26 protein-coding genes are annotated in these 26,585 nt (G+C 66.7%); 22 read left to right on the top strand and 4 right to left on the bottom strand.

The genetic code is table 11. The features are described 5' to 3' along the window. Positions 1-161: 161 nt before the first annotated feature. The 16 genes from rpsB to U9J39_RS08320 all read left to right on the top strand — a co-directional run bounded on the left by rpsB (position 162) and on the right by U9J39_RS08320 (position 16,476). On the top strand, positions 162-905 hold the full coding sequence (rpsB, locus tag U9J39_RS08395; RefSeq protein WP_012352954.1) for a 30S ribosomal protein S2: 744 nt from the start codon (positions 162-164) through the stop codon (positions 903-905). Positions 906-1,188: 283 nt separating this feature from the next. Further along, positions 1,189-2,067, top strand: coding sequence for a translation elongation factor Ts (gene tsf, locus U9J39_RS08390; protein WP_115709721.1), 879 nt, complete (start codon positions 1,189-1,191; stop codon positions 2,065-2,067). A gap of 298 nt (positions 2,068-2,365) precedes the next feature. Continuing rightward, on the top strand, positions 2,366-3,076 hold the full coding sequence (gene pyrH / locus U9J39_RS08385) for a UMP kinase (protein ID WP_012352952.1): 711 nt from the start codon (positions 2,366-2,368) through the stop codon (positions 3,074-3,076). 141 nt (positions 3,077-3,217) lie between these two features. After that, the gene (gene frr, locus U9J39_RS08380; RefSeq protein WP_115709719.1) at positions 3,218-3,778 is read left to right on the top strand and encodes a ribosome recycling factor; all 561 of its coding nucleotides are present in this window, start codon (positions 3,218-3,220) and stop codon (positions 3,776-3,778) included. A 46-nt stretch (positions 3,779-3,824) separates the two neighbouring features. Then, the gene (locus U9J39_RS08375) at positions 3,825-4,595 is read left to right on the top strand and encodes an isoprenyl transferase (protein WP_012352950.1); all 771 of its coding nucleotides are present in this window, start codon (positions 3,825-3,827) and stop codon (positions 4,593-4,595) included. 36 nt (positions 4,596-4,631) lie between these two features. Further along, positions 4,632-5,453 (top strand): phosphatidate cytidylyltransferase, encoded by an 822-nt coding sequence (locus U9J39_RS08370; RefSeq protein ID WP_115680369.1) that lies wholly within the window; start codon positions 4,632-4,634, stop codon positions 5,451-5,453. Between the two features lie 11 nt (positions 5,454-5,464). Continuing rightward, entirely contained in the window at positions 5,465-6,646 is a 1,182-nt protein-coding gene (gene ispC, locus U9J39_RS08365) for a 1-deoxy-D-xylulose-5-phosphate reductoisomerase (RefSeq protein WP_326346905.1), read from the top strand. 105 nt (positions 6,647-6,751) lie between these two features. Then, positions 6,752-8,155 carry an RIP metalloprotease RseP gene (gene rseP / locus U9J39_RS08360; protein ID WP_326346904.1) on the top strand — a complete coding sequence of 468 codons (1,404 nt, stop codon included), beginning with the start codon at positions 6,752-6,754 and terminating at the stop codon, positions 8,153-8,155. Positions 8,156-8,254: 99 nt separating this feature from the next. Next, positions 8,255-10,588, top strand: a complete 2,334-nt coding sequence (bamA, locus tag U9J39_RS08355; protein WP_172581741.1) for an outer membrane protein assembly factor BamA — start codon at positions 8,255-8,257, stop codon at positions 10,586-10,588. Positions 10,589-10,610: 22 nt separating this feature from the next. Further along, on the top strand, positions 10,611-11,138 hold the full coding sequence (locus U9J39_RS08350) for an OmpH family outer membrane protein (protein WP_115680365.1): 528 nt from the start codon (positions 10,611-10,613) through the stop codon (positions 11,136-11,138). 53 nt (positions 11,139-11,191) lie between these two features. Further along, complete coding sequence (lpxD, locus tag U9J39_RS08345) at positions 11,192-12,283, top strand: UDP-3-O-(3-hydroxymyristoyl)glucosamine N-acyltransferase (protein ID WP_116312657.1); 1,092 nt, start codon at positions 11,192-11,194, stop codon at positions 12,281-12,283. A gap of 12 nt (positions 12,284-12,295) precedes the next feature. Beyond that, the gene (fabZ, locus tag U9J39_RS08340; protein WP_010809590.1) at positions 12,296-12,745 is read left to right on the top strand and encodes a 3-hydroxyacyl-ACP dehydratase FabZ; all 450 of its coding nucleotides are present in this window, start codon (positions 12,296-12,298) and stop codon (positions 12,743-12,745) included. Positions 12,746-12,890: 145 nt separating this feature from the next. Next, the gene (lpxA, locus tag U9J39_RS08335) at positions 12,891-13,694 is read left to right on the top strand and encodes an acyl-ACP--UDP-N-acetylglucosamine O-acyltransferase (RefSeq protein ID WP_111517880.1); all 804 of its coding nucleotides are present in this window, start codon (positions 12,891-12,893) and stop codon (positions 13,692-13,694) included. Between the two features lie 87 nt (positions 13,695-13,781). Beyond that, positions 13,782-14,924 (top strand): lipid-A-disaccharide synthase, encoded by a 1,143-nt coding sequence (gene lpxB / locus U9J39_RS08330; RefSeq protein ID WP_373429540.1) that lies wholly within the window; start codon positions 13,782-13,784, stop codon positions 14,922-14,924. Then, a complete protein-coding gene (gene rnhB, locus U9J39_RS08325) occupies positions 14,924-15,697 on the top strand; it encodes a ribonuclease HII (RefSeq protein WP_115680362.1) in 774 nt (257 codons plus the stop codon). The genes lpxB and rnhB overlap by 1 nt, the downstream gene beginning before the upstream one ends. Next, positions 15,694-16,476: a TrmH family RNA methyltransferase gene (locus U9J39_RS08320; protein ID WP_115709712.1), complete on the top strand. Its 783-nt coding sequence runs from the start codon at positions 15,694-15,696 to the stop codon at positions 16,474-16,476. The genes rnhB and U9J39_RS08320 overlap by 4 nt, the downstream gene beginning before the upstream one ends. Positions 16,477-16,533: 57 nt before the next feature. Here the strand turns inward: U9J39_RS08320 and ppsR are convergent, their stop codons facing one another. Continuing rightward, entirely contained in the window at positions 16,534-17,337 is an 804-nt protein-coding gene (ppsR, locus tag U9J39_RS08315; RefSeq protein ID WP_172581740.1) for a posphoenolpyruvate synthetase regulatory kinase/phosphorylase PpsR, read from the bottom strand. Positions 17,338-17,743: 406 nt separating this feature from the next. On the opposite strand from ppsR, the gene ppsA reads away from it, so the two are divergent. The 3 genes from ppsA to U9J39_RS08300 all read left to right on the top strand — a co-directional run bounded on the left by ppsA (position 17,744) and on the right by U9J39_RS08300 (position 21,756). Continuing rightward, complete coding sequence (ppsA, locus tag U9J39_RS08310) at positions 17,744-20,128, top strand: phosphoenolpyruvate synthase (protein WP_115709707.1); 2,385 nt, start codon at positions 17,744-17,746, stop codon at positions 20,126-20,128. A 152-nt stretch (positions 20,129-20,280) separates the two neighbouring features. Further along, positions 20,281-20,715, top strand: a complete 435-nt coding sequence (locus tag U9J39_RS08305) for an NfeD family protein (RefSeq protein WP_115680359.1) — start codon at positions 20,281-20,283, stop codon at positions 20,713-20,715. Positions 20,716-20,823: 108 nt separating this feature from the next. After that, entirely contained in the window at positions 20,824-21,756 is a 933-nt protein-coding gene (locus U9J39_RS08300; RefSeq protein WP_115680358.1) for an SPFH domain-containing protein, read from the top strand. A 50-nt stretch (positions 21,757-21,806) separates the two neighbouring features. Here the strand turns inward: U9J39_RS08300 and smpB are convergent, their stop codons facing one another. Further along, the gene (smpB, locus tag U9J39_RS08295; RefSeq protein ID WP_062800102.1) at positions 21,807-22,259 is read right to left on the bottom strand and encodes an SsrA-binding protein SmpB; all 453 of its coding nucleotides are present in this window, start codon (positions 22,257-22,259) and stop codon (positions 21,807-21,809) included. Between the two features lie 179 nt (positions 22,260-22,438). On the opposite strand from smpB, the gene U9J39_RS08290 reads away from it, so the two are divergent. Then, complete coding sequence (locus tag U9J39_RS08290) at positions 22,439-22,876, top strand: type II toxin-antitoxin system RatA family toxin (protein ID WP_062800100.1); 438 nt, start codon at positions 22,439-22,441, stop codon at positions 22,874-22,876. Next, positions 22,863-23,210: an RnfH family protein gene (locus tag U9J39_RS08285; RefSeq protein ID WP_116312655.1), complete on the top strand. Its 348-nt coding sequence runs from the start codon at positions 22,863-22,865 to the stop codon at positions 23,208-23,210. Before U9J39_RS08290 ends, U9J39_RS08285 begins: the two co-directional genes overlap by 14 nt. Before the next feature lie 54 nt (positions 23,211-23,264). Here U9J39_RS08285 and U9J39_RS08280 read toward each other — a convergent pair whose 3' ends face one another. After that, entirely contained in the window at positions 23,265-23,786 is a 522-nt protein-coding gene (locus U9J39_RS08280; protein WP_326346903.1) for a DUF4124 domain-containing protein, read from the bottom strand. A gap of 189 nt (positions 23,787-23,975) precedes the next feature. Next, positions 23,976-24,935: a DMT family transporter gene (locus tag U9J39_RS08275; protein WP_116312654.1), complete on the bottom strand. Its 960-nt coding sequence runs from the start codon at positions 24,933-24,935 to the stop codon at positions 23,976-23,978. Positions 24,936-25,058: 123 nt separating this feature from the next. Here U9J39_RS08275 and guaB point away from each other — a divergent pair, with 123 nt between their 5' ends. Next, positions 25,059-26,522: an IMP dehydrogenase gene (gene guaB / locus U9J39_RS08270; RefSeq protein WP_115680354.1), complete on the top strand. Its 1,464-nt coding sequence runs from the start codon at positions 25,059-25,061 to the stop codon at positions 26,520-26,522. Positions 26,523-26,585 lie beyond the last annotated feature (63 nt).

Below are 26,585 nucleotides of genomic sequence, written 5' to 3'. Positions count from 1 at the left end.
ATAGCGGGCTGATCTGGTTGCGTCGCAGCAATTGCGCCGGCCAGGTCGGTTAACTTGGCAGGGTCCTTTCCTGCCGCTGGAAATCGCTGGCCCGCCTATCCGGGGTGTTCCTTTTCAGGAATGTCGGGGCGGGCTTCAGACCTAACCCTTTGGAGATTTACATGTCCGTGACCATGCGCGAAATGCTGGAAGCCGGTTGCCACTTCGGCCACCAGACCCGCTTCTGGAACCCGAAGATGGCCCCCTTCATCTTCGGTCATCGCAACAAGATCCACATCATCAACCTCGAAAAGACGCTGCCGATGTTCCAGGACGCCATGAAGTACGTGCGTCAGCTGGCGGCCAATCGCGGCACCATCCTTTTCGTGGGCACCAAGCGCCAGTCGCGCGAAATCCTGGCTGAAGAAGCTGGCCGCGCCGGCATGCCCTACGTCGACGCCCGCTGGCTCGGCGGCATGCTGACCAACTTCAAGACGGTCAAGACCTCGATCAAGCGCCTGAAGGACATGGAAGCCGCCAAGGAAGCCGGCGCGCTGGAAACCATGAGCAAGAAGGAAGCGCTGATGTTCGAGCGCGAGATGATCAAGCTGGAAAAGTCGATCGGCGGCATCAAGGAAATGGGCGGCGTGCCTGACGCGATCTTCGTGGTCGACGTCGGCTACCACAAGATCGCCGTGACCGAAGCCAACAAGCTGGGCATCCCCGTGATCGGCGTGGTCGATACCAACCACTCGCCGGAAGGCATCGATTACGTGATCCCGGGCAACGACGACTCGAGCAAGGCCGTGGCCCTGTACGTGCGCGGCGTGGCCGACGCCATCCTGGAAGGCCGTGCCAACGCCGTGCAGGAAGTCGTTGAAGCCGCCCGCGGCGACGACGAATTCGTCGAAGTGCAGGAAGGCTGATAGCTTCCCGGCCCGCTGCTGAAAGGAATCCGATAGCGCGCACGTCAACACACGACAAGGCAGGCATCGCCTGCCGCCCGGCACGCCGGGCAGCGCGCAGGGCGCAAGCCGGGGTACTTCGGCAGCAGGGCAAAAAGGGGGCACATCTGGCGCCCCCTTTTTTCGAATTTGAATTGTTGTCATCCGCGCCAGGCAAGATCTGCCGCGGGTGCGCTGAAGACCCACCGACCGGGTGCCGCGGGCGACTGCCGGCAGCCGGCGCGAACCATTCAAGGAGTGACAAATGGCGGCAATTACCGCAAGCATGGTTGCAGAACTGCGCGCGAAGACCGACGCGCCGATGATGGAGTGCAAGAAGGCCCTGACCGAGGCCGACGGCGACCTGAACAAGGCTGAAGAGCTGCTGCGCGTCAAGCTGGGCAACAAGGCCAGCAAGGCTGCCTCGCGCGTGACCGCCGAAGGCGTGGTGGCATCGTTCATCGACGGCACCACCGGCGTGCTGGTCGAGCTGAACTGCGAGACCGATTTCGTCTCCAAGAACGACGACTTCCTGGCCTTCTCGGCCAAGGTGGCCGAGCTGGTCGCCAAGCAGAACCCCGCCGACGTGGCTGCGCTGTCGGCGCTGGAAATCGACGGCGTCAGCGTCGAAGCCACCCGCGCTGCCCTGATCGGCAAGATCGGCGAGAACATGACGATCCGCCGCTTCACCCGCTACGCCAACGGCGGCAAGCTGGTCTCGTACCTGCACGGCACCCGCATCGGCGTGATGGTCGAGTTCGACGGCGACGAAGCCGCCGCCAAGGACGTCGCCATGCACGTGGCCGCGATGAAGCCGGTGTCGCTGTCGGCCGAGCAGGTCCCGGCCGACCTGATCGCCAAGGAGCGCAGCATCGCCGAGCAGAAGGCTGCCGAATCGGGCAAGCCGGCCGAGATCGCCGCCAAGATGGTCGAAGGTTCGGTGCAGAAGTACCTGAAGGAAGTCTCGCTGTTCAACCAGCCGTTCGTGAAGAACGACAAGCAGACCGTCGAGCAGATGCTGAAGGCCGCCAACACGACCGTGAAGGGCTTCACCCTGTACGTGGTGGGCGAAGGCATCGAGAAGAAGCAGGACGACTTCGCCGCTGAAGTGGCCGCCCAGGTGGCCGCTGCCCAGAAGGGCTGATGTCCGGGGCGCGCCGGGCCGGCCGTCAGGGCCGGCGCGGGCGCCTATAATGCCGCAGGGGCGCCGCAAGGTGCCCCTCTGCATAAGTAGTGCAGCACGGCGCGGCCGGCGTTGCATTGCAGCAGTCTGTTTCCGCGGTGGTCCGGTTTCGGCCGGGGCACGCCGAAAACCGGCTTTTCTCCTGCCGGCGGCACGATGACCCGTGCTGCCGGTGCCAAAACATACGTCCCAGTGTCTCAACCGAGTCGTCTCGACCGAGCCGTCTCAACCGAGCGAACTGCTCCTTCCGAGGGTGAACATGCCAGCCTACAAGCGCGTCCTTCTGAAACTGTCCGGTGAAGCCCTGATGGGCGACGATGCCTTCGGCATCAACCGCTCCACCATCGAGGCGATGGTGAACGACATTGCCGAGATCGTGAAGCTCGGTGTGCAGGTGGCGGTGGTGATCGGCGGCGGCAATATTTTCCGCGGCGTGGCCGGCGGCGCTGCCGGCATGGACCGCGCCACCGCCGACTACATGGGCATGCTGGCCACCATGATGAACGCGCTGGCGCTGCAGGACGCGATGCGCCACGCCAATATCGAAGGCCGCGTGCAGTCCGCGCTGCGCATGGACCAGGTGGTCGAGCCCTATATCCGCCCGCGCGCGATCCGCCAGCTGGAAGAGGGCAAGGTGGTGATCTTCGCCGCCGGCACCGGCAACCCGTTCTTCACCACCGATACCGCGGCCGCGCTGCGCGGCTCCGAGATCGGCGCCGAGATCGTGCTGAAGGCGACTAAGGTCGACGGCGTCTACACCGCCGACCCGAAGAAGGATCCGAGCGCCACGCGCTACACCACCATCAGCTTCGACGAGGCCATCTCGCGCAACCTGCAAGTGATGGACGCCACCGCGTTCGCGCTGTGCCGCGACCAGAAGCTGCCGATCAAGGTGTTCTCGATCGTGAAGCCCGGCGCGCTCAAGCGCGTCATCCTGGGCGAGGATGAGGGTACGCTGGTGCATGTGTGATCTTCATCGCTGAGCCGCATCTGTGAGTCCGGTAACGGATGCCGCGCCGCGGCGCTGGTATCCAGCCGGGCAAAGAGTAGAATGATTCATTTTCGATCCCCACCAGAGGGGATCTTGGTTGGCTGATTTCCGGAGGTAAAAATGAGCGTCGCCGACACAAAGAAGAGCGTCGAGCAGAAAATGCAGAAGTCGATCGAAGCCTTCAAGGCCGATCTGGCCAAGATCCGCACCGGCCGTGCCCATACCGGCCTGCTCGACCACGTTCAGGTGGATTACTACGGCTCGATGGTGCCCATCAGCCAGGTGGCGGCGATCGGCCTGGCCGACGCCCGTACCATCACGGTGCAGCCGTGGGAAAAGAAAATGGTGGGCGCGGTCGAGAAGGCCATCCGCGATTGCGACCTGGGCCTGAATCCGGCCACCATGGGCGAAGTGATCCGTGTGCCGATGCCTGCACTGACCGAAGAGCGCCGCAAGGAGCTGACCAAGGTCGTGAAGGGCGAGGCCGAGGGTGCCAAGGTGGCCGTGCGCAACCTGCGCCGCGACGCCAACGAGCAGTTCAAGAAGCTGGTCAAGGACAAGACCATTTCCGAGGACGACGAGCGCCGCGGCCAGGACGAGGTGCAGAAACTGACCGACAAGTACGTGGCCGAGATCGACAAGATGGTCGCGGAAAAAGAGAAGGAGATCATGACGGTCTGACGCCCGTCCCGGCCTTGCCGGGACTGTCAGCGACCGTCTCACGCCCATGCAGCACATCAGCTCGACGCTTGCCGTACCCGATACTTCCTACGTGCCCAGGCACGTTGCCATCATCATGGACGGCAACGGCCGCTGGGCGACCCAGCGGCATCTGCCGCGCGTGGCGGGACACAGCCGGGGGCTGGACGCCGTGCGCGCGGTGGTGGAAGCCTGCGCCGCACGGGGCGTGCAATACCTGACGCTGTTCGCGTTCAGCTCCGAGAACTGGCGCCGTCCGGCCGACGAGGTCTCGTTCCTGATGCGGCTGTTCATGATGTCGCTGCGGCGCGAAGTGGTGAAGATGCACGCCAACAACATCCGGCTGCGGGTGGTGGGCGACCTGAGCCGCTTCAGCCCGCGCATCCAGCGGCTGATCAAGGATGCCGAGGCACGCACCGCCGGCAATACCGGCCTGACCGTCACCATCGCCGCCAACTACGGCGGGCGCTGGGACCTGCTGCAGGCCATGCGCAAGATGCTGGCGCGCTCGCCCATGCTCGATCCCGAAACCATCGACGAATCGCTGCTGGCCCCGCACCTGGCCATGGCCTATGCGCCGGAGCCGGACCTGTTCATCCGCACCGGCGGCGAACAGCGCATCAGCAATTTCCTGCTGTGGCAGCTCGCCTATTCCGAGCTGTACTTCACCGACGTCTACTGGCCGGATTTCGACGCCGCGGAACTCGACAAGGCCTTTGCCTCGTACCGCCAGCGCGAACGCCGCTTCGGCCGCACCAGCGCGCAGCTGGTCGCGCCCGGACTTTCCGGCACGGCCTGAGCCCGGCCACTCCAACTCTTCACGGGACCGCAGCGCATGCTCCTCACCCGCGTCATCACCGCCCTGTGCCTGTTGCTGCTGATCCTTCCAATCCTGTTCCTGGCGCCGCCGGCGGGCCTGGCGGGACTGCTCGGCGTGATCGTGCTGCTGGCCGGCTGGGAATTCGGTCGCCTGATCGGACTGCGCGGGCCGTGGCCCTATGTCTATGCGCTGGCCTGCCTGATCGCCACCATTACCTGGCATGACCTGCCGCTGCGCCACGCCACCACCTGGCTGCTCGAGGCCGCGGTGGTGTGCTGGGGCGTGGCCGTGCTGCTGCTGGCGCGCGGCGTGCGCACCGCCACCCCGGCCTTCACCGCGCTGGGCGCGGTGCTGGGGCTGGTGATGCTGCCCGCGTTCGTCCATGCCACCATGATCCTGCGCGGCGCCGGAATCGGCGTGCTGCTGACCGCCGCGGTGCTGGTATGGGCCGCCGATATCGGCGCGTATTTCACCGGCAAGGCGATCGGCCGGCGCAAGCTGGCGCCCGGCATCAGCCCGGGCAAGTCGTGGGAGGGCGCCATCGGCGGCTGGGTGCTGGCGCTGGTGATCGGCCTCGCGCTGGCGGCCACCCACGCCTTTGCCCCGACCTGGTTCTCGGCGATGGGCGATCGCGGCGGTTTGGGTTATGTCGCCGTGCTGACCACGCTGCTGGTCGCGGCCAGCGTGGTGGGCGACCTGTTCGAATCCCTGCTCAAGCGCCAGGTCGGCAAGAAGGACAGCAGCCGGCTGCTGCCCGGCCATGGCGGCGTGCTGGACCGCATCGACGCCTTGCTGCCGGTGTTCCCGCTGGCGGCCCTGATGCTGATTTTTCTCTGAAGCCGTCTGCTATGCATCGCATCACCATCCTGGGCGCCACCGGCTCCATCGGAGAAAGCACGCTCGACGTAATCCGGCGCCATCCCGGCCGTTACGCCGCGCATGCGCTCAGCGCCCATCGGCAGGTGCGCAAGCTGGCCGACCAGTGCATCGAGTTCCGCCCGGCACGCGCCGTGGTGGGAACGGCCGAGGCGGCGCGCGAGCTGGAAACGCTGCTGCGCGCTGCCGGCGTGGCCACCGAGGTCGGCTACGGCGAAGCCGCGCTCGAATCCATCGCCGCCGATGCCCAGACCGATGCGGTGATGGCCGCCATCGTCGGCGCGGCGGGCCTGCGTCCGACGCTGGCGGCGGCGCGCGCGGGCAAGCGCGTGCTGCTGGCCAACAAGGAAGCCCTGGTCATGTCCGGACGCATCTTCATGGACGCGGTGCGCGAGCACGGCGCCACGCTGCTGCCGATCGACAGCGAGCACAACGCCATCTTCCAGTGCCTGCCCGCCGACGACCCGCGCTACGGCCGCGGCGTGGCCAAGGTGCTGCTGACCGCGTCGGGTGGGCCGTTCCGCACGCGCGACCCGGCCACGCTGCACGATATCTCGCCCGACCAGGCCTGCGCCCATCCCAACTGGGTCATGGGGCGCAAGATCTCGGTCGACTCCGCCACCATGATGAACAAGGGCCTCGAGGTGATCGAGGCACACTGGCTGTTCGGCGCCCCGGCCGAGCGCATCGAGGTGCTGATCCACCCGCAGAGCATCGTGCATTCGATGGTGGCCTACGCCGATGGCTCGGTGCTGGCGCAGCTGGGCAATCCGGACATGCGCACGCCGATCGCCTATGGCCTGGCCTATCCGGAACGGATCGACGCGGGCGTGACCCCGCTCGACCTGACCCTTGCCGGCGGTCTGCATTTCGAGAAGCCGGACCTGGCGCGGTTCCCGTGCCTGGGGCTGGCTTTCGACGCGCTGCGCGCGGCGGGGGTGGCGCCGGCGGTGCTCAATGCGGCCAATGAAGTGGCGGTCGAGGCATTCCTCGCCGGCCAGGTGCGCTTTACCGATATCGCCGGCATCGTGCGCGAGGTGCTTGAGGAAGCACCGAACGGGCCCGCCGATACGCTCGAGGCCGTGCTCTCGGCCGACGCGCTGGCGCGCGAGGCGGCCAGGGCCGGCGTCACCGCGCGCGCCGCGGCCCGCTGATCCGGCGGGCCGGTCTGCCGCATCTGCGACAATAGCGGCTGCGCCGGCCGGTCCCCCGGGGACCGCGCGGGCCGGCCCCAGCGACCTTACCGACGTCCCCGCACCATGCAAACCGTACTCGCTTTCATCGTTGCCCTGTGCGTGCTGATCTACGTGCACGAAATGGGCCACTACCTGGCCGCGCGCGCCTGCGGCGTGAAGGTGCTGCGTTTTTCCATTGGCTTCGGGCGGCCGCTGCTGCGCTGGATCTCGAAGAGCCGCGACCGCACCGAGTGGACGGTGGCGATGATCCCGCTGGGCGGCTACGTCAAGATGCTCGACGAGCGCGAGCTCGATCCCGCGCGCGACACTCCCATCGACCCCGCCGACCTGCCGCGTGCCTTCAACCGCCAGCCGGTGGGCAAGCGCTTCGCCATCGTCGCGGCCGGCCCGCTGGCCAACTTCGCGCTGGCGATCGTGCTGTATTTCGCGCTGTTCGCCGGCGGCATGCGCGAGCCCGTGCCGGTGGTGGCGGCGCCCGCGGCCGGCACCATGGCGGCGCAGGCCGGCGTGCGCGAGGGCGACCGGGTGCTGTCGCTGACCGCCAACGGCCACACCGAGCCGGTGCGCTCCTGGAACGACCTGCGCATGGCGGTGTTTGCCGAAGGCTTCGGCGATGCGCGCGCGGTGCTGCGCCTGCGCGGCGCCGACGGCGCCGAGCGCGACGTCACGCTGCCGCGCCTGCCCAATACCGGCGGCAATCCCGAGCAGGATCCGCTCGCCACGCTCGGCCTGAACCTGAAGGGCGGGCCGGTGACGATCACCGAGGTGCTGCCCGATTCGGCCGCCGAACGCGCCGGCCTGCGCAAGGGCGACCGCATCGTGGCCTGGCAGGGCAGCCCGCTGACGCAGGCCAGCGCGCTGATCAAGGCGGTGCGCAGCCAGCCGGGCCAGGCCGTGACGCTGGGCATCGAGCGCGACGGCCAGCGCCTGGAGGTGCCGGTCACGCTCGACACCGCCGCGGCGCGCGATGGCGCCACGGATGCCAGCGGCGCCGCGCCCGCGCCCGCGGGCAAGCTGGGCGCGGCGCTGAGCCAGGCGGTGCAGATGGAGACCGTGCGCTACCGGCCGGACCAGGCGCTGGCACGCGCGGTGGGGCAGGTCTGGGATACCAGCGCGCTGTCGCTCAAGCTGCTGGGCAAGATGCTGGTGGGGCAGGCTTCGCTGCAGAACCTGAGCGGTCCGCTGACCGTGGCGGACTACGCCGGACGTGCCGCAAACCTCGGCATACAGGCCTTTGTCAGCTTCCTGGCGCTGGTCAGCGTTAGTCTTGGCGTACTCAATTTGTTACCCATTCCGGTTCTGGATGGGGGGCATTTGCTGTATTATTGCGTGGAATTTTTGACTGGCCGGCCCGTCCCAGACCACTGGCAGGCAATGCTGCAGAAGGTTGGCATCGCTTGCATCTTGCTCCTGACTTCGCTCGCTTTGTTCAATGACGTCAGCCGAATGTTTCTGGCGAACGGCTAGAAACGTGTGTCGGCAAGGGGTGGTGGTGTCGTCGGACACCGTCGCCGGGGACGCCATTTGCCAGGCGCAGTCCAATGAGGCATCGGAGCGCAATCCTGGATGGAATCAAAGAGGGGATCAACATTGATCAGACATAAGCGCATTTCGCTGGGTTTGCTGGCGAGTGCCGTTATTGCAGCCTGGAGCCCGGCGGGCTGGGCTGCCGATCCGTTCGTCGTCAGGGACATCCGCGTTGAGGGACTGCAACGCGTCGAACCGGGTACCGTGTTTGGCTACCTGCCGGTGCGCGTCGGTGAAACCTTCACCGATGACAAGGGTGCCGATGCCATCCGTGCCCTCTACAATACCGGCTTCTTCAAGGACGTGCAGATCCGCGCCGAGGAAGGCGTGCTGGTGGTGCAGGTCGAAGAGCGTCCGGCCATCTCGCAGCTCGAGTTCGTCGGCATCAAGGAATTCGACAAGGACACGCTGCGCCGCTCGCTGCGCGCGGTCGGCGTGGCCGAGGCCCGCTACTACGACAAGGCCCTGATCGACAAGGCCGAGCAGGAACTCAAGCGCCAGTACGTTGCGCGCGGCTACTATGCCGCCGATGTACAGACCACCATCACGCCGGTGGACCGCAACCGCGTCTCGGTGGTGTTCAACGTCGACGAGGGCCCGGTCGCCAAGATCCGCCAGATCAATATCGTCGGCAACAAGGCCTTCAAGGAAAGCACGCTGCGCGACGAGATGCAGCTGTCCACGCCGAACTGGCTGTCGTGGTACACCAAGAACGACCTGTACTCGAAGCAGAAGCTGACCGCCGACCTGGAGGCGCTGCGCTCGTACTACCTGAACCGCGGCTACCTGGAATTCGCCATCGAATCGACCCAGGTCTCGATCACGCCCGACAAGAAAGACATCTTCCTGACGCTGAACATCAAGGAAGGCGAGCAGTACAAGGTTTCCGACGTGCGCCTGGCCGGCGAGCTGCTGGGCAAGCAGGAGGAAATGGAAAAGCTGCTGCAGCTGAAGAAGGGCGATATTTTCTCGTCCGAGAAGCTGACGCAGAGCACCAAGGCCATTACCGACCTGCTCGGCACCTATGGCTACGCGTTCACCACCATCAACCCGCAGCCGCAGATCGACAAGGAAAAGCGCGAAGTCGCGCTGACCCTGATGGTCGATCCGGGCCGCCGCGTCTACGTGCGCCGCGTCAACGTGGTCGGCAACAGCAAGACCCGTGACGAAGTGGTGCGGCGCGAGATGCGCCAGATGGAAAGCTCTTGGTTCGACAGCGAAAAGCTGCAGCAGTCGCAGGCGCGCATCAACCGAACCGGCTACTTCACCGACACCAACATCACCACCGAGGACGTGCCCGGCGCGCCCGACCAGGTCGATGTGAACGTCAACGTGACCGAAAAGCCGACCGGCCAGATCAGCCTGGGCGTGGGCTTCTCGTCGACCGACAAGCTGGTGCTGCAGGCCGGCCTGCGCCAGGACAACGTGTTCGGCTCGGGTACCAGCCTGGGCCTGGACGTGAACACCGCCAAGTCGTTCCGCACCATCGCGCTGACGCAGTACGACCCGTACTTCACGGTGGACGGCATCAGCCGCTCGACCGATATCTACTACCGTACCTCGCGCCCGCTGTACTACACCGGCGACCAGGACTACAAGATCGTCTCGGCCGGCGGCGGCTTCAAGTTCGGCGTGCCGTTCTCGGAAGTCGATACCGTGTTCTTCGGCATCGGCTACGAACGCACCCAGGTGTACACCTCGGTCAACACGCCGACCCAGTACACGAACTGGCTGAACCAGATCGGCAAGAGCTCCGGCGACGGCATCAACAACTTCCCGTTCACGATCGGCTGGGCACGTGACCGCCGCGACAGCGCACTGGTCCCGACCAAGGGGCCGTACACCCAGGCCAACCTCGAAGTCGGCCTGCCGGGCGGCGATACGCAGTACTACCGCGCCAGCGTGCAGCAGCAGTACTTCTACCCGATCTCGAAGGCCTTCACGCTGGCACTGAACGGCGAGGTCGCCTACGGCCACGGCTATGGCAACACGCCGTTCCCGGTGTTCAAGTACTTCTACGCCGGCGGTATCGGCTCGGTGCGCGGCTACCAGACCAGCACGCTGGGCCCGAAGGACCAGAACGGCAACCCGGTGGGCGGCGCCTCCAAGATGATCGGCAACATCGAGTTCATCTTCCCGCTGCCGGGCTCGGGCGTGGACCGCACGCTGCGCCTGTTCACCTTCTTCGACTTCGGTAACGTCTATCAGGAAGGCGAGCCGCTGAGCTTCAGCGAGCTGAAGTACTCGACCGGCTTCGGCATGTCGTGGCTGTCGCCGATCGGGCCGCTGAAGCTCAGCATGGGCTTCCCGCTCAGGCGCGACACCAACGACAAGGTCCAGCGCTTCCAGTTCCAGATCGGCACGGCATTCTGATTCTGAAAAAGGATCTGTTTTCATGACTACAACATCCAAACTGGTCAAGTCCCTGGGCGCCGCCGCGCTCGCCGGCGCGGCGCTCTGTGCCGCGCTGCCGGCCTCGGCCCAGGAAGCGCGCATCGCCGCGGTCAATTCCGAGCGCATCCTGCGTGATTCGCAGCCGGCCAAGGCGGCCCAGGTCAAGCTGGAGCAGGAGTTCTCCAAGCGCGACCGCGAATTGCAGGACATGGCCCAGAAGATCAAGGGCATGGCCGACAAGCTGGACAAGGACACGGCCGTGCTGGCCGATTCCGACCGCCAGCGCCGCCAGCGCGAAGTGGCTGACCTGGACCGCGAGTTCCAGCGCAAGCAGCGCGAATTCCGCGAGGACCTGAACCAGCGCCGCAACGAGGAGCTGGCCCAGGTGCTGGAACGCGCCAACCGCGTGATCCGTCAGCTTGCCGAACAGCGCAAGTACGACCTGATCGTGCAGGAAGCCGTGTACGTGAATCCGCGCATCGATATCACCGACGACGTGATGAAGGTGCTGAACGCCGGCGGCAAGTAAGCCTGCGCCGCTTCGTCGTTCGTTCCTTCGTTCTTTCATCAGGAAGTACCGCCATGCAGACACCCACACTGGGTCAGCTCGCCACCGAGAACGGCGCGCAGGTTGTGGGTGACCCCGACCTGGCGATCACCGGCCTGGCCCCCCTGGACCAGGCCGGACCGGGCGAGCTCTCGTTCCTGTCCAATCCGCTCTACCTGCAGCAGGCGCTGGATGCCAGGGCCGGCGCCGTGATCGTCTCGGCCGCCGACCTCGAGCGCGTGCGCGCCGAAGGCAAGGCCGACGGCCGCAACTGGCTGGTGGCGCGCAATCCCTACGTATGCTTTGCCCGCGTGGCGCAGCGTTTCGACCGTGCCGCCAATACCGACGCGCGCACCGGCATCGACGCGCGCGCCACCGTGGCGCCCGACGCGGTGGTGCCGGCCTCGTGCTACATCGGCCCCAACGTGGTCATCGAAGCCGGCGCGCGCCTGGGCGAGCGCGTGCGCATCCTGGCCAACGGCTATGTCGGCGCGCATGCGCAGATCGGCGACGATTCACTGCTCTACGCCAATGTCTCGGTCTACCACCACTGCGTGGTCGGCGCCCGCGCCATCCTGCACAGCGGTGTGGTGATCGGCGCCGACGGCTTCGGCTTCGCGCCGGACATCAGCGCGACCGGCGTCGAATACGTGAAGATCCCGCAGACCGGACGCGCGGTGCTGGGCCAGGACGTCGAGGTCGGCGCCAATACCGCGATCGACCGCGGCGCCATGGCCGACACCGTGATCGAGGACGGCTGCAAGATCGACAACCAGGTCCAGATCGCGCACAACGTGCGGGTCGGAGCGCATACGGTCATCGCTGGCTGCGCCGCGGTGTCGGGCAGCACCCGCATCGGGCGCTTCTGCGTGATCGGCGGCGCCGCCAACTTTGCCGGCCACCTGACCATTGCCGACCGCACCACGGTGTCGGGCGGCACCTCGATCACCAAATCCATTACCAAGCCCGGCGGCCATTTCACCAGCGTGTTCCCGTTCTTGCCGCACGGCGAGTGGGAGCGCAATGCAGCCATCGTGCGCGGCCTGAGCAAGCTGCGCGAACGGGTGGTGGCGCTGGAGCGCCGCCTGCGCGGCCAGGCCGCCGGGTCCCAACCCTCACAAGACTAAAGAGAAATCATCATGAGCGCGGCCGAAATCGATATCCGCAAGATCCTCAAGCTGCTGCCGCACCGGTACCCGTTCCTGCTGGTCGACCGCGTGCTGGAGTTCGAGGCGCAGAAGCGGATCAAGACCCTGAAGAACGTCACCATCAACGAGCCGTACTTCCAGGGCCATTTCCCCGAGCAGCCGGTGATGCCGGGCGTGATGATCCTGGAAGCGCTGGCGCAGTCGGCCGGCCTGCTGACCTTCGGCGCCGACATGGAGCGCAAGGAAGGGGCGCTGTACTACTTTGTCGGCATCGACGGCGCCCGCTTCAAGCAGGTGGTGTACCCCGGCGACCAGCTGCACATGAACGTGACGGTCGAGCGCTATATCCGCGGCATCTGGAAGTTCAAGGCGTTCGCCACGGTCGACGACAAGGTGGCCTGCGAGGCGGAGCTGATGTGCACCGTGAAGCAGGCCGAGTGAGGCCGCCCGCGGCCCGCGGCGCTGCCGCGGGCTGACTGCCGCATCCTCCGCGCCCACTCGCGCCGCGGGGGCGCACGGCCCGGACGGGAACCTTTGCCCGGCGCATTGGCCCATCCTCCACCAGACCCATCACAGGACAGTACGCATGACGCAAATCCACCCCACCGCACTGGTCGACCCGAAGGCAGAACTGGCCGCCGACGTCAGCGTCGGCCCGTTCTCGATCGTCGGCCCCAACGTGCGGATCGGCAGCGGCACCCGGATCGGCTCGCATACGACGGTCGAGGGCCATACCACGATCGGCGCGGGCAACACCATCGGCCCCTATGCCTCGGTCGGCGGCGTGCCGCAGGACATGAAGTACCGCAACGAGCCGACCCGGCTCGAGATCGGCGACCGCAACACCATCCGCGAATTCACCACGATCCACACCGGCACGGTGCAGGACCGCGGCCTGACCAGCATCGGCAACGACAACTGGATCATGGCCTACGTCCATATCGCCCATGACTGCATGGTCGGCAACCACACCGTGTTCTCCAGCAACGCGCAGATCGCCGGCCACGTCGAGGTGGGCGACTGGGCCATCCTGGGCGGCATGAGCGGCGTGCACCAGTTCGTGCGCATCGGCGCCCATGCGATGCTGGGCGGCGCCTCGGCGCTGGTGCAGGACGTGCCCCCGTTCGTGATCGCGGCCAGCGACAAGAGCGGCAACAAGGCCACGCCGCACGGCATCAATGTCGAAGGGCTGCGCCGCCGCGGCTTCGATGCCGGCCAGATCGCCGCGCTGCGCCAGGCCTACAAGCTGCTTTACAAGTCCGACCTCAGCTTCGACGAGGCGCGCAACGAGATTTCCGCATTGCTGGCGCAGGTGGATGCCGGCACCGCGGCGCCGCTGCAGGCCTTTGTCGACTTCCTTGCCGCCACCCAGCGCGGCATCGTGCGCTGAGACCGGTCTCACATGGCTGACGCCGCGATTCGGAAGGACCTGCCCGCGGGCAACGGCAGCGCCGCGGGCAAGCGCGGCACCATCGCCATGGTGGCCGGCGAGGCCTCGGGCGATCTGCTGGCTTCGCTGATGATGGGCGGGCTGCAGGCCCGCCTGGCCGAGACCGGCGAGGCGGTCGACTACGCCGGCATCGGCGGCAAGCGCATGATGGCGCAGGGCTTCGTCTCGCGCTGGCCGATGGAAACGCTGTCGGTCAACGGCTATGTCGAGGTGCTGGGCTCGCTGCGCGAGATCCTTGCCACGCGGCGCGCGGTGCGCGAATGGCTGCTGGCGGAGCCGCCGCTGTGCTTTATCGGGGTCGATGCGCCGGACTTCAATTTCGGCCTGGAAGTGCCGTTGCGCCGCGCCGGCATCCCGGTGGTGCATTTCGTCAGCCCGTCGATCTGGGCCTGGCGCGGCGGGCGCATCCGCACCATCGCGCGCGCGGTCGACCACATCCTGTGCCTGTTCCCGTTCGAGCCCGAGATCTACGCCAGGGCCGGCATTCCGGCCACCTACGTGGGCCATCCGCTCGCCGACGTGATCCCGATGGTGCCCGACGTCGCCGGCGCGCGCGCGGCGCTCAAGCTGCCGCCCGGGCACCGCGTGGTGGCGGTGCTGCCGGGCAGCCGCCAGTCCGAGGTGCGCAATCTCGGCGCCACCTTTTTCGCCGCGATGGCTCGCATGCAGCGCATGGACCCGAAGCTGGCGTTCGTGCTGCCGGCGGCGAGCGCGCCGCTGCGCGCCATCGTCGAAGACCTGCACCAACAGCATCCGGAACTGTGCCTCACCATTGTCGACGGCAAGTCGCACCAGGCCATGGAAGCCGCCGACGTGGTGCTGCTGGCGAGCGGCACCGCCACGCTCGAGGCGGCGCTGTACAAGAAGCCGATGGTGATCTCGTACAAGGTGCCCTGGCTGACCGCGCAGATCATGAAGCGCCAGGGTTATCTGCCCTACGTGGGATTGCCTAATATCCTTTCAGGGCGCTTTGTCGTGCCCGAGCTGCTGCAGGACGACGCCACGCCCGAGGCGCTGGCGCGCGAGACCCTGCTGCAGCTCAACGACGAGGGCAATACCGCCTTCCTGTACGAGCATTTCACGCGCATGCACGAGACGCTCAAGTGCAACACCGCGCAACTGGCGGCCGATGTCGTGGTCGACCTGATGCGCAGCCGGGGGACCGTCTGATGGCACGGCGCAATGCCGCATCACCGCAGCTGGGACTGGACCTGGCGCCGGCTGCCGGCGCCATCCAGCGCCTGTGCGGCGTCGACGAGGCGGGCCGCGGCCCGCTCGCGGGGCCGGTCTATGCCGCCGCGGTGGTACTGGACCCGAAACGCCCGATCCGTGGCCTGGCCGACTCCAAGATCCTGACCGCGGCCAAGCGCGAGGCGCTGTACGAGAAGATCTGCGAGCGCGCGCTGGGCTGGCATATCGCCTTCGCCACGGTCGAGGAAATCGATACGATCAATATCCTGCACGCCAGCATGCTGGCGATGCAGCGGGCCGTGCAGGGCCTGGCCGCCAGCGGCGTGGTGCCGGACCTGGTGCAGGTCGACGGCAACCGCTGCCCGCAGGTCGCGTACCCGGTCGAAGCCATCGTCAAGGGCGATGCGCTGGTCAAGGCGATCTCGGCCGCCTCGATCCTGGCCAAGGTGGCGCGCGACCGCGCCCTGATGGAACTGCACGCGGCCTACCCGCAATACGGCTTCGATTCGCACGTGGGCTACGGCACGCCGCAGCATATGGCGGCGCTGGCCGAATTCGGCGCGACCCCGCACCATCGCCGCTCGTTCGCGCCGGTGCGCGAGGCGCTGGCGCAGCGGCCGCTGTTTACCGCCATGGTCGCCGCCGCGCCGGTGACCGACGACATTGCGGTCGCGGACGCCGGCATCCTCGCCGGTGCCGCGACCGAAGCCGCCACCCAGTTCGGCACCTTCCTGCCACCCGAAGCATCGTGAAGCACGTCACCTCGCGCGACAACGCGCTGTTCAAGCACCTGAAGGCGCTTGCCGGTTCCACGCACCAGCGCCGCAAGGCCGGCCAGTCGCTGCTCGACGGCGTGCACCTGGCGCAGGCCTACGTGGCCGCGCGCGGCCAGCCCGTGACCTGCCTGGTGTCGGAGCGCCACTACGACCACGCCGAAGTGGCGCCGCTGCTGGCCCAGATGGACAGCGAGCGCGTGGTGGTGCTGGCCGATGCGCTGTTCACGCAGATCAGCGGCGTGGTCAACGGCATCGACCTGATGCTGGTGATCGAGACCCCGGCGGGCCACCTGCCGGCGCGCATCGAGCAGGACTGCATCATCCTGGACGGGGTGCAGGACGCGGGCAATGTCGGCTCGATCCTGCGCAGCGCGGCGGCGGCGGGCATCCGCGACGCCTTCCTCGCCACCGGCTGCGCCTTCGCGTGGTCGGTCAAGACCCTGCGCGCCGGCATGGGTGCGAACTTCCACCTGAATATCGTCGAGCATTGCACGCTCGAGTCCCTGGCGCCGCGGCTGGCGATACCGCTGCTGGCGACCTCGTCGCACGCCGAGGCCGCGGTGTTCGATACCGACCTGCGCGCACCGGTGGCGTGGGTGGTCGGCAACGAAGGGGCAGGGGTCAGCGAGGGCTGGATGGCGCATGTCACGCGCAAGGTCGGCATTCCGCAACCGGGCGGGATGGAGTCGCTGAACGTGGCCGCGGCAACGGCGATCTGCCTGTTCGAGGCGGTGCGCCAGCGGCGCGCCGGCTGACCGCGCCGGCGCGGCCACAAAAAAAGCGGCCCGGGCGGCCGCTTTTCTTTTCCTGCTTCAGTAGTTGTCGCGGTCGACCTTGATCTCCTGCAGGATCGTGGTCGCGATCTCTTCGATCGACTTGTGCGTCGACGACAGCCACTTGATGCCTTCGCGGCGCATCATCGCCTCGGCCTCGTTGACCTCGTAGCGGCAGTTTTCCAGCGCGGCGTACTTGCTGCCCGGGCGGCGCTCGTTGCGGATCTCGGTCAGGCGCTGCGGGTCGATCGACAGGCCGAAGATCTTTGACTTGAACGCATACAGCGCCGACGGCAGCCTGCCGCGCTCGAAGTCGTCGGGAATCAGCGGATAGTTTGCCGCCTTCAGCCCGTACTGCATCGCCAGGTAGAGGCTGGTCGGGGTCTTGCCGCTGCGCGACACGCCCACCAGGATCACGTCGGCTTCTTCCAGGTTCTTGTGTGACTGGCCGTCATCATGCGCCAGCGAGAAGTTGATCGCCTCGATCCGGTTCTTGTAGGCCTCGGTGTCCGCGTTCTGGTGGAAGCGGCCGATGGCGTGGGTGGACTTCAGGCCAAGTTCCTTTTCGAGCGGCTCGATAAAGGTCTGGAACATGTCCAGGATCATCGCCTTGGCGCGGCGCAGTGCCTTGTTCGCTTCCTGGTTGACCAGCGTGGTGAAGACGATCGGCGGCACGCCCTCGTTGTGGAACGCCTCGTTGATCTTGCCGACGGCGATATGTGCCTTTTCCGGGGTATCGACGAAGGGCATGCGCACCTTGCGGAAGCGCATTTCGAACTGGGCCAGGATGGAATGGCTGAAGGTCTCGGCGGTGATGCCGGTGCCATCCGAGACGATAAACACGGTGCGCACCGCGGGGCGCTCGGCCGCCTGGGGCGTGGGCGCCGCAGGGGTTGCGGCTTGCGTTCCAGGCGTGGACCCGGGTGTCGCCGTTCCGGGCGCTTCTGGCTGGGACATGGGGAGGGTGGAATAAATAGATTGAATCTTCCGCAGAAAAGTGCGGCGCAGCACGGTAGAATAGCGGCGATCTTTTCGCTAAGCAATTCCATAGGGTGGCCGGCTGCGCAACATGCCCACGCCACAAACCGCGCCCGGAATTGTCGACAATGCGCGCTACGCGATGAGAGCCGTAGCGCCAGGTCCGCAGCGCCAGTTCGGGGTTGCTTAGCCAAGCGATCCGTCCGGGAACAGAACATCAACAACATACCGGGCATGCGCAACCAGTTTTCTACTTTGTTTTGAGGCTCTCATGACTAACCAGGCAGATAACGGCGCCTATGTGCTGCCGTTCGAGCAGTTGCGCATGGCTGACGTGGAAATCGTCGGCGGCAAGAATTCGTCGCTGGGCGAGATGATCTCCCAGCTGGCCGAAGCCGGCGTCCGCGTTCCGGGCGGCTTTGCCACCACCGCGCTCGCCTTCCGCGACTTCCTCGCCCACAACAACCTGACCGAGCGCATCTCGCAGCGCCTGAAGACCCTGAACGTCGACGACGTCAAGGCCCTGGCCGAAGCCGGTGCCGAGATCCGCGACTGGGTCGCCTCCGCACCGTTCCAGCCGCGCCTGGAACAGGAAATCCGCGAGTTCTATGCCCGCGTGGCCGAGCGCGAAGGCGCCGAGGCCTCGTTCGCGGTGCGTTCGTCGGCCACGGCCGAAGACCTGCCCGACGCCTCCTTCGCCGGCCAGCAGGAGTCCTACCTGAACGTCAGCGGCATCGACGACGTGCTCGACAAGATCAAGCACGTGTTCGCCTCGCTGTACAACGACCGCGCCATCTCCTACCGCGTGCACAAGGGCTTTGCCCACGACGTGGTGGCGCTGTCCGCCGGCATCCAGCGCATGGTCCGCTCGGACCTGGCCGCCTCCGGCGTGATGTTCACCATCGACACCGAGTCCGGCTTCCCCGACGTGGTCTTCATCACCTCCAGCTATGGCCTGGGCGAAACGGTGGTGCAGGGCGCGGTCAACCCGGACGAGTTCTACGTGTTCAAGCCGACGCTGCAAGCCGGCAAGTACCCGATCATCCGCCGCTCGATCGGCTCCAAGCTGATCAAGATGGAATTCACCAAGCCGGGCGAAGCCGGCCGCGTGAAGACCGTCGACGTGCCCGCCGAACTGCGCAACCGCTACTCGATCACCGACGAAGACGTGACCGAGCTGGCGCGCTACGCGATGATCATCGAGAAGCACTATGGCCGCCCGATGGACATCGAGTGGGGCAAGGACGGCAAGGACGGCAAGATCTACATCCTGCAGGCCCGCCCGGAAACGGTGAAGAGCCAGTCGGCCGGCAAGGCCGAGCAGCGCTTCAAGCTCAAAGGCACCGCGCCCGTGCTGACCAGCGGCCGCGCCATCGGCCAGAAGATCGGCACCGGCCCGGTGCGCGTGATCAACGACCCGTCCGAGATGGAACGCGTGCAGCCCGGCGACGTGCTGGTGGCCGACATGACCGACCCCAACTGGGAGCCGGTGATGAAGCGCGCCTCCGCGATCGTCACCAACCGTGGCGGCCGTACCTGCCACGCCGCCATCATCGCGCGTGAACTGGGCGTGCCGGCGGTGGTCGGCTGCGGCGATGCCACCGACGTGCTCAAGGACGGCACGCTGGTGACGGTGTCGTGCGCCGAGGGCGACGAAGGCCGCATCTACGACGGCCTGCTCGAAACCGAAGTGACCGAGGTCCAGCGCGGCGAGATGCCGGAAATCGACGTCAAGCTGATGATGAACGTCGGCAACCCGCAGCTGGCGTTCGACTTCGCGCAGATCCCGAACAACGGCGTCGGCCTGGCGCGCCTGGAATTCATCATCAACAACAATATCGGCGTCCACCCGAAGGCCATCCTCGACTACCCGCAAGTCGACGCCGACCTGAAGAAGGCCGTGGAAAGCGTGGCCCGCGGCCACGCCAGCCCGCGCGCGTTCTACGTCGACAAGCTGGCCGAGGGCATCGCCACCATCGGCGCGGCCTTCTACCCGAAGCCCGTGATCGTGCGCCTGTCGGACTTCAAGTCCAACGAGTACAAGAAGCTGATCGGCGGCTCGCGCTACGAGCCGGATGAAGAAAACCCGATGCTGGGCTTCCGCGGCGCCTCGCGCTACATCGCCGAAGACTTCGCCGAAGCCTTCGAGATGGAGTGCAAGGCCATGAAGCGCGTGCGCGACGAAATGGGCCTGACCAACGTCGAGATCATGGTGCCGTTCGTGCGCACGCTGGGCCAGGCCGAGAAGGTCATCGAACTGCTGGCCAAGCATGGCCTGAAGCGCGGCGAGAACGGCCTGCGCATCATCATGATGTGCGAAGTGCCGTCCAACGCGATCCTGGCTGAGGAGTTCCTGCAATTCTTCGACGGCTTCTCGATCGGCTCGAACGACCTGACCCAGCTGACGCTGGGCCTGGACCGCGACTCGGGCATGGAGCTGCTGGCCAAGGACTTCGACGAGCGCGACCCGGCGGTGTGCTTCATGCTGTCGCGCGCGATCTCGGCCTGCATCCGCCTGGACAAGTACGTCGGCATCTGCGGCCAGGGTCCTTCGGACCATCCGGACTTTGCCGCATGGCTGGCCAAGGAAGGCATCAAGTCGATCTCGCTGAACCCGGACTCGGTGGTCGAGACCTGGCAAAAGCTGGCTTCCTGAGGCATTTGACGTCACAATAACGACTGCCGGCCCCTTCGGGTAGCCGGCGGAAGCACCGGCCCTGCGTCAGGTGTTGCAAAGCCCCGCAGACGCTGTATGGCGCTGCGGGGTTTTTACTTTTTCGGGAAATCCGTGGTCGAACGGGAGCTTGGATGGCGTACTACATCTGGTTCGTGGCGGCGGTGCTGCTGGTGATCGTCGAACTGAACACCGGCACCTTCTATCTGCTGATGGTGGCGGTGGGCCTGGCCGCCGCCGGGGTGGCGGCCTTGCTTGGCGCCTCGCCCGCGGCGCAGGCCCTGACCGGGGCGCTGGTGGCGGCGGTGCTGATCGCCGGGCTGCGCCGCACCCGCTTCGGCAAGCTGCGGCGCGGCAATGCCGCGGCCGATCCCAACGTCAACCTCGATATCGGCCAGGAACTCGAGGTACCGGCGTGGGACGCCAACCGGCGCGCCCGCGTGCCGTATCGCGGCGCCGACTGGACCGTCGAGCTGGCGCCCGATTGTCCGCCCGAGCGCGCGCTCGCGCCGGGGCGCTACCGCATCGTCGCGGTGCGCGGCAGCACGCTGGTGGTGTCGCCTCGCTGAAGCCCTGTCTTCCGAATCCTTTGCGCATCGCGGCCGCGGCCGCGGTGTGTTCCGCCTGCCGCCGACCGGCGGCGCCGTACCGATGTGTTCTGCCTGGAGGGTCGTTACATGCTCGCTTTTCAGCTTGGTTTGCTGCCGCTGATCATCCTTGTCGCCGTTATCGTGCTGATTGCCAAGGGCATCAAGATCGTGCCGCAGCAGCACGCCTGGGTGCTGGAGCGCCTGGGCCGCTATCACGCGACCCTGACTCCCGGGCTGTCGATCGTGGTGCCGTTCGTCGACCGCGTCGCCTACAAGCATGTGCTCAAGGAAATCCCGCTGGACGTGCCCAGCCAGGTCTGCATCACCAAGGACAACACGCAGCTGCAGGTCGACGGCGTGCTGTACTTCCAGGTCACCGACCCGATGAAGGCGTCGTATGGCTCGAGCAATTTCGTGGTCGCGATCACGCAGCTGTCGCAGACCACGCTGCGCTCGGTGATCGGCAAGCTGGAGCTGGACAAGACTTTCGAGGAGCGCGAGTTCATCAACCACAGCGTGGTCAATGCGCTGGACGAAGCTGCCTCCAACTGGGGCGTAAAGGTGCTGCGCTATGAGATCAAGGACCTGACCCCGCCCAAGGAGATCCTGCATGCGATGCAGGCGCAGATCACCGCCGAGCGTGAAAAGCGCGCGCTGATCGCGGCCTCCGAAGGCAAGCGCCAGGAACAGATCAACCTGGCCACCGGCGCGCGCGAGGCGGCGATCCAGAAGTCGGAGGGTGAGCGCCAGGCGGCCATCAACAAGGCCCAGGGCGAGGCCAGCGCGATCCTGGCGGTGGCCGAGGCCAATGCGCAGGCAATCCAGAAGATCGGCAATGCGATCCGCACCGAGGGCGGCATGGATGCGGTCAACCTGAAGGTGGCCGAGGAATATGTCGCCGCGTTCGGCAACCTGGCCAAGCAGGGCAATACGCTGATCGTGCCGGGCAATATGGGCGACATGAGCAGCATGATCGCCACGGCGCTGCAGATCGTGAAGGGGCAGCAGAAGGCCGCTTGAAGCAGGGCTGAACGAAGGGCGGCTGAACGAAGGGCGCGCGGCGCGGCGGTTCAGTCCTTGTTGTCGCCCTTCATGATGCGGGCCTTCTCGCGCTGCCAGTCGCGCTGCTTTTCGGTCTCGCGCTTGTCGAACTGCTTCTTGCCCTTGGCCAGGCCGATCTCGCATTTCACGCGGCCGCGCGTGTAATGCAGGTTCAGCGGCACCAGCGTGTAGCCGCGCTGCTCGACCTTGCCGATCAGCTTCTTGATTTCGTCGGCCTTGAGCAGCAGCTTGCGGGTGCGCACCGGATCGGGCTTGACGTGGGTGGAGGCGCTTTGCAGCGGGCTGATATGGGCGCCGATCAGGAACATCTCGGCGTCGCGCACGACCACGTAGCCTTCCTTGATCTGCACTCGCCCGGCGCGGATCGCCTTGACCTCCCAGCCTTCCAGCACGATTCCGGCCTCGTATCGTTCCTCGATGAAATAGTCGAAGAAGGCCTTCTTGTTGTCTGCAATGGTCATGCGTGCGGGTCGGGTGCGGTAGGGTGGATGCTGGCCGGTTCGCTGCAGCGCCACATGGCGGGATGCCGCGGGGCGCGCGGGTCGGCTAAAATCGGGATTCTAGCAAACCAGCCCCCGGCACAGGCGCATGCCTGCCGCGCAGCGCGCGCGGCAGGGCCGCAAGCCAGATTTCCCCTTACATGGCAGACGTCCATAAATCCGTCCTGCTCGGTTACTCCGCCGCGCAGATGTATGACCTGGTCACCCGCGTGGAGGACTATCCCAAGTTCCTGCCATGGTGCGGCGGCGTGGAGGTGTTCGAGCAGACCGAGACCACGCTCGACGCCAAGATCCATATCCACTTCAAGGGCATCCAGCAGTTCTTCCATACGCGCAATACCCAGGAGCGTCCGACGCGTATCGACATGACCTTTGCCGACGGGCCGTTCAAGACCTTCAACGGGTCATGGCGCTTTACGCCGTTGCGCGAAGACGCGTGCAAGATCGAGTTCCACCTGCACTACGAGTTTTCCAGCCTGCTGCTGGAGAAGCTGATCGGCCCGGTCTTCAGCATGATCGCCAATACCTTTGTCGATGCCTTCGTCAAGCGCGCCGAGGTGGTGTATGGCACCAGCTGAACGCAGCGCCGCCACGGTGCATATCGCGGTCTGCTACGCGCGTCCGGAAGCCGTGTTCCTGAAGGCCATCGACGTGCCCGCGGGCACCACGATCGCCGCGGCCATCGTCAACTCCGGATTGCAGCAGGCTTGCCCGGAAGTCGATCCGGCCACCATGCGCGTGGGCATTTTCGGCAAGCTCAAGACCCCGGAGACGGTGGTGCGCGACGGCGACCGCGTCGAGGTGTACCGGCCGCTGACGGCGGATCCGAAGCAGGCGCGCCGCAAGCGGGTCCAGAAGCAGCGCGCCGGCGGCACGCGCGAGGGCCAGAAATGGCTGCGCGGCAACAGCTGAGCCGCGCATTGCCGCCAACGCAAACGGGCCCGGGCTGGCCCGTTTTTCATGGCTTCAGTTGCAGTGCTTTTCCAGGTTGGCGCTGGTCCTGAGGATTTCCGCCTGGCGCTGCTCGCTGTTCAGGTGCTGCAGCGCGCCATCCGGGCCGGCGACCGCGGCGCGCATGCCCTGCTGCAGGCCGGTGGCATAGTTGCGCAGCTGCGCGCAACGGGCGGCGCGCTCGGCCGTCTCGGCTTCCTTGCGGGCCTCTTCGGCGGCGGCTTTCAGGCTGGCTTCGCGGCGCTTCTGGAAGGCTTCCTCGGGCGTCGGTGCGGTGGGCTTGGCCGATGCCTTGGCCGGAGCTGGTGCGGCTATGGCGGCGTCCGCTGCCTGGGCCGCCTGGACCGGCTGGAGGTCGCCGGCATGGCGTCCCGGTGCGCGCAAGACCCTCGCCGCAGCCGTGGACGGCGGCACGTCGCTGTAGACCATGTGGCCGTTGGCATCGCGCCACTGCCAGTAGGCAAGGGCCGGTGCAGGCGTGGCCAGAACGGCGGCAAGGGCAGCGGCAAGCAGGCACGGCGCGGACGATCGTTGCATGGCGGGACGTCTCAAAGTGGCTCTGGAAGCACGGGCCGCCGGCTGCATGCGTTAGCGATGGCCGCGGCACGAAGCCGCGGCAATTGCTCGGGCGCTTGCTTGCAATGCAATGCGTAGCGCCGGTCTGACCCTGGTAAATGCCTGGTATTTTTGTGCGGCGCGTGTGACTCCCGCGCCTGGTTCGCTAGTCTACGCAGACTTGTCGGTGGCGTGCAAGCGCACCGACCAGGCCACGCCGACCATCAGCAACACGATCGCGGCGATTTCCAGCGGGCGTGGCCAGCGCTGGTCGAAGACAAAGCCATAGGCCAGCGCGAACAGCGTTTCGAACACGATCATCTGGCCCGACAGCGTCAGCGGCAGGCGCCGGCTGGCGATATTCCACAGGTTGTTGCCGATCAGCGAGGCGCCCAGCGCCACCGCGGCGTTGACCATCCAGAACCACTGCCAGTCGCGGCCGCTGTCGGCGGCGCCCAGGGTGTCGCCGGCAATCAACCAGCCGACTGCCGCCAGTACCGCGGACACGGCGCCGGTCGACAGCCCGTACAGCGCCGACCATTCGTTGCCGCTGTAATGCGGGTTGCGCTGCAGATAGCGCGCGTTGTCCACCGCATAGAGGGTCCAGCAGACCAGCGCACCGGCAGCGCAACCGACTCCGGCCAGCTTCTGCCACACCGGCCGCGCCACCGCGCCGGCCGCCGCCGCGTGGGCGCCCGGGCCGCCGCCGAACAGGTCGATATTGATGCAGGCAATGCCCGCGGCCACCACCAGCAGCGGCCACAGCAGCCGCGCCAGCGGCACCGCGCCGTGGTCGCGCCGGCCCATGATGGTGACCGAGATCGGCAGGATGCCGATGATCAGCGAGGTCGGGCCGACCCCGGCCAGCTGCACGCCGAAGGCCAGCAGCACGTAGTAGAGCAGGTTGCCGGTAAAGGCCTGGCGCAGCAGCGCCACGCAGTCGGCGCGGGTCAGCTTGCGCGCGATGCGCCGCAGCAGCGGCAGCGCCGCCACGCAGGCCACCAGCCCGTAGGCCAGGTAGCGGCCGATGGCCAGTTCCCACGGCGAAAACGCGGGCAGCAGCTTGGGGGCGATGAACACCATGCCCCAGAACGCGCCAGCCAGCAGCCCGCACAATACGCCGATTCCCATACTTCGCCGTGCCCGGATAAAAAGACAACGAGCATAGCAGACGGCACCTCGGAAAGGCCGCTGGCGGGCATCAGCAAATCGCGCATTCCTGTATAATTCGGTTTTGCGCCTAGAGGATTTGCTATGCGTCTTGTCCAGAAAGCACTCACATTCGATGACGTGCTGCTCGTCCCGGCCTATTCGGCCGTCCTTCCCCGGGATGTTTCCCTCCGCACCCGCCTGACCCGCTCCATCGAACTGAACATCCCGCTGGTCTCCGCGGCGATGGACACCGTGACGGAAGCGCGCCTGGCGATTTCCATGGCGCAGGCCGGCGGCATCGGCATCATCCACAAGAACCTGAAGCCCGCCGACCAGGCCCGCGAAGTCGCGCGCGTCAAGCGCTACGAATCGGGCGTGCTGCGTGACCCGATCACCATTTCGCCGGACATGAAGATCCGCGATGTGATCGCGCTGTCGCAGCAGCATGGCATTTCCGGGTTCCCGGTGGTCGAGGGCAAGGCCGTGGTCGGCATCATCACCAACCGCGACCTGCGTTTCGAGGAAGAGCTCGACGCGCCGGTGCGCGCCAAGATGACGCCGCGCGACAAGCTGGTGACCGTGGCCGAGGGCGCGCCGCTGGAAGAAGCCAAGCGGCTGATGAACCGGCACCGCCTCGAGCGCGTGGTGGTGGTGAACCAGGCCTTCGAGCTGCGTGGCCTGATCACCGTGAAGGACATCCAGAAGGCGGTGGACAACCCGCTCGCCAGCAAGGACGACCATGGCCAGCTGCGCGTCGGCGCCGCGGTCGGCGTGGGCCCGGACAACGACGAGCGCGTCGAACTGCTGGTCAAGGCCGGCGTCGACGTGATTGTGGTCGATACGGCGCACGGCCATAGCCAGGGCGTGCTGGACCGCGTGCGCTGGGTCAAGCAGAACTTCCCGCAGGTGCAGGTGGTTGGCGGCAACATCGCCACCGGCGACGCCGCGCGCGCGCTGGTCGAGCATGGCGCCGACGGCGTCAAGGTCGGCATCGGCCCCGGTTCGATCTGCACCACGCGTATCGTTGCCGGCGTCGGCGTGCCCCAGATCACCGCCGTCTCCAACGTGGCCGAAGCGCTCAAGGGCACCGGCGTGCCGCTGATCGCCGACGGCGGCGTGCGCTATTCCGGCGATGTGGCCAAGGCCCTCGCGGCCGGCGCGCACACCGTGATGATGGGCGGCATGTTCTCCGGCACCGAGGAAGCGCCGGGCGAGACCTTCCTGTTCCAGGGCCGCTCGTTCAAGAGCTACCGCGGCATGGGTTCGGTGGGCGCGATGAAGGACGGCGCGGCCGACCGCTACTTCCAGGAAGACAACACCGCCAACGTCGACAAGCTGGTGCCCGAAGGTATCGAAGGGCGCGTGCCGTACAAGGGCTCGGTGATGGCCATCATCCACCAGCTGACCGGCGGCGTGCGCGCCTCGATGGGCTATTGCGGCAGCAAGTCGATTGCCGACTGGCACGAGAGCGCGCAGTTCGTCCAGATCACGGCAGCCGGCATGCGTGAATCGCACGTGCACGACGTGCAGATCACCAAGGAAGCGCCGAACTACCATATCGACTGATGCCCCGCGGCCGCGCACCGTCCCTGCAGGCGGTGCGCGGCCGCCGGCATCGGGGCGAGGGCG

Source organism: Cupriavidus sp. SS-3 (assembly GCF_035818815.1).
Taxonomy (GTDB): Bacteria; Pseudomonadota; Gammaproteobacteria; order Burkholderiales; family Burkholderiaceae; genus Cupriavidus; species Cupriavidus taiwanensis_C.
Note: the sequence above shows the minus strand (reverse complement) of the source record. Positions and strands in the feature narration are given on the sequence as shown.

Bases quoted from the DNA above. Each gene is read 5' to 3' on its own strand.
- rpsB (WP_012352954.1), top strand. From the start codon at position 162: ATGTCCGTGACCATGCGCGAAATGCTGGAAGCCGGTTGCCACTTCGGC.
- tsf (WP_115709721.1), top strand. From the start codon at position 1,189: ATGGCGGCAATTACCGCAAGCATGGTTGCAGAACTGCGCGCGAAGACC.
- pyrH (WP_012352952.1), top strand. From the start codon at position 2,366: ATGCCAGCCTACAAGCGCGTCCTTCTGAAACTGTCCGGTGAAGCCCTG.
- frr (WP_115709719.1), top strand. From the start codon at position 3,218: ATGAGCGTCGCCGACACAAAGAAGAGCGTCGAGCAGAAAATGCAGAAG.
- U9J39_RS08375 (WP_012352950.1), top strand. From the start codon at position 3,825: ATGCAGCACATCAGCTCGACGCTTGCCGTACCCGATACTTCCTACGTG.
- U9J39_RS08370 (WP_115680369.1), top strand. From the start codon at position 4,632: ATGCTCCTCACCCGCGTCATCACCGCCCTGTGCCTGTTGCTGCTGATC.
- ispC (WP_326346905.1), top strand. From the start codon at position 5,465: ATGCATCGCATCACCATCCTGGGCGCCACCGGCTCCATCGGAGAAAGC.
- rseP (WP_326346904.1), top strand. From the start codon at position 6,752: ATGCAAACCGTACTCGCTTTCATCGTTGCCCTGTGCGTGCTGATCTAC.
- bamA (WP_172581741.1), top strand. From the start codon at position 8,255: ATGGAATCAAAGAGGGGATCAACATTGATCAGACATAAGCGCATTTCG.
- U9J39_RS08350 (WP_115680365.1), top strand. From the start codon at position 10,611: ATGACTACAACATCCAAACTGGTCAAGTCCCTGGGCGCCGCCGCGCTC.
- lpxD (WP_116312657.1), top strand. From the start codon at position 11,192: ATGCAGACACCCACACTGGGTCAGCTCGCCACCGAGAACGGCGCGCAG.
- fabZ (WP_010809590.1), top strand. From the start codon at position 12,296: ATGAGCGCGGCCGAAATCGATATCCGCAAGATCCTCAAGCTGCTGCCG.
- lpxA (WP_111517880.1), top strand. From the start codon at position 12,891: ATGACGCAAATCCACCCCACCGCACTGGTCGACCCGAAGGCAGAACTG.
- lpxB (WP_373429540.1), top strand. From the start codon at position 13,782: ATGGTGGCCGGCGAGGCCTCGGGCGATCTGCTGGCTTCGCTGATGATG.
- rnhB (WP_115680362.1), top strand. From the start codon at position 14,924: ATGGCACGGCGCAATGCCGCATCACCGCAGCTGGGACTGGACCTGGCG.
- ppsA (WP_115709707.1), top strand. From the start codon at position 17,744: ATGACTAACCAGGCAGATAACGGCGCCTATGTGCTGCCGTTCGAGCAG.
- U9J39_RS08305 (WP_115680359.1), top strand. From the start codon at position 20,281: ATGGCGTACTACATCTGGTTCGTGGCGGCGGTGCTGCTGGTGATCGTC.
- U9J39_RS08300 (WP_115680358.1), top strand. From the start codon at position 20,824: ATGCTCGCTTTTCAGCTTGGTTTGCTGCCGCTGATCATCCTTGTCGCC.
- smpB (WP_062800102.1), bottom strand. From the start codon at position 22,259: ATGACCATTGCAGACAACAAGAAGGCCTTCTTCGACTATTTCATCGAG.
- U9J39_RS08290 (WP_062800100.1), top strand. From the start codon at position 22,439: ATGGCAGACGTCCATAAATCCGTCCTGCTCGGTTACTCCGCCGCGCAG.
- U9J39_RS08285 (WP_116312655.1), top strand. From the start codon at position 22,863: ATGGCACCAGCTGAACGCAGCGCCGCCACGGTGCATATCGCGGTCTGC.
- U9J39_RS08280 (WP_326346903.1), bottom strand. From the start codon at position 23,786: ATGCAACGATCGTCCGCGCCGTGCCTGCTTGCCGCTGCCCTTGCCGCC.
- U9J39_RS08275 (WP_116312654.1), bottom strand. From the start codon at position 24,935: ATGGGAATCGGCGTATTGTGCGGGCTGCTGGCTGGCGCGTTCTGGGGC.
- guaB (WP_115680354.1), top strand. From the start codon at position 25,059: ATGCGTCTTGTCCAGAAAGCACTCACATTCGATGACGTGCTGCTCGTC.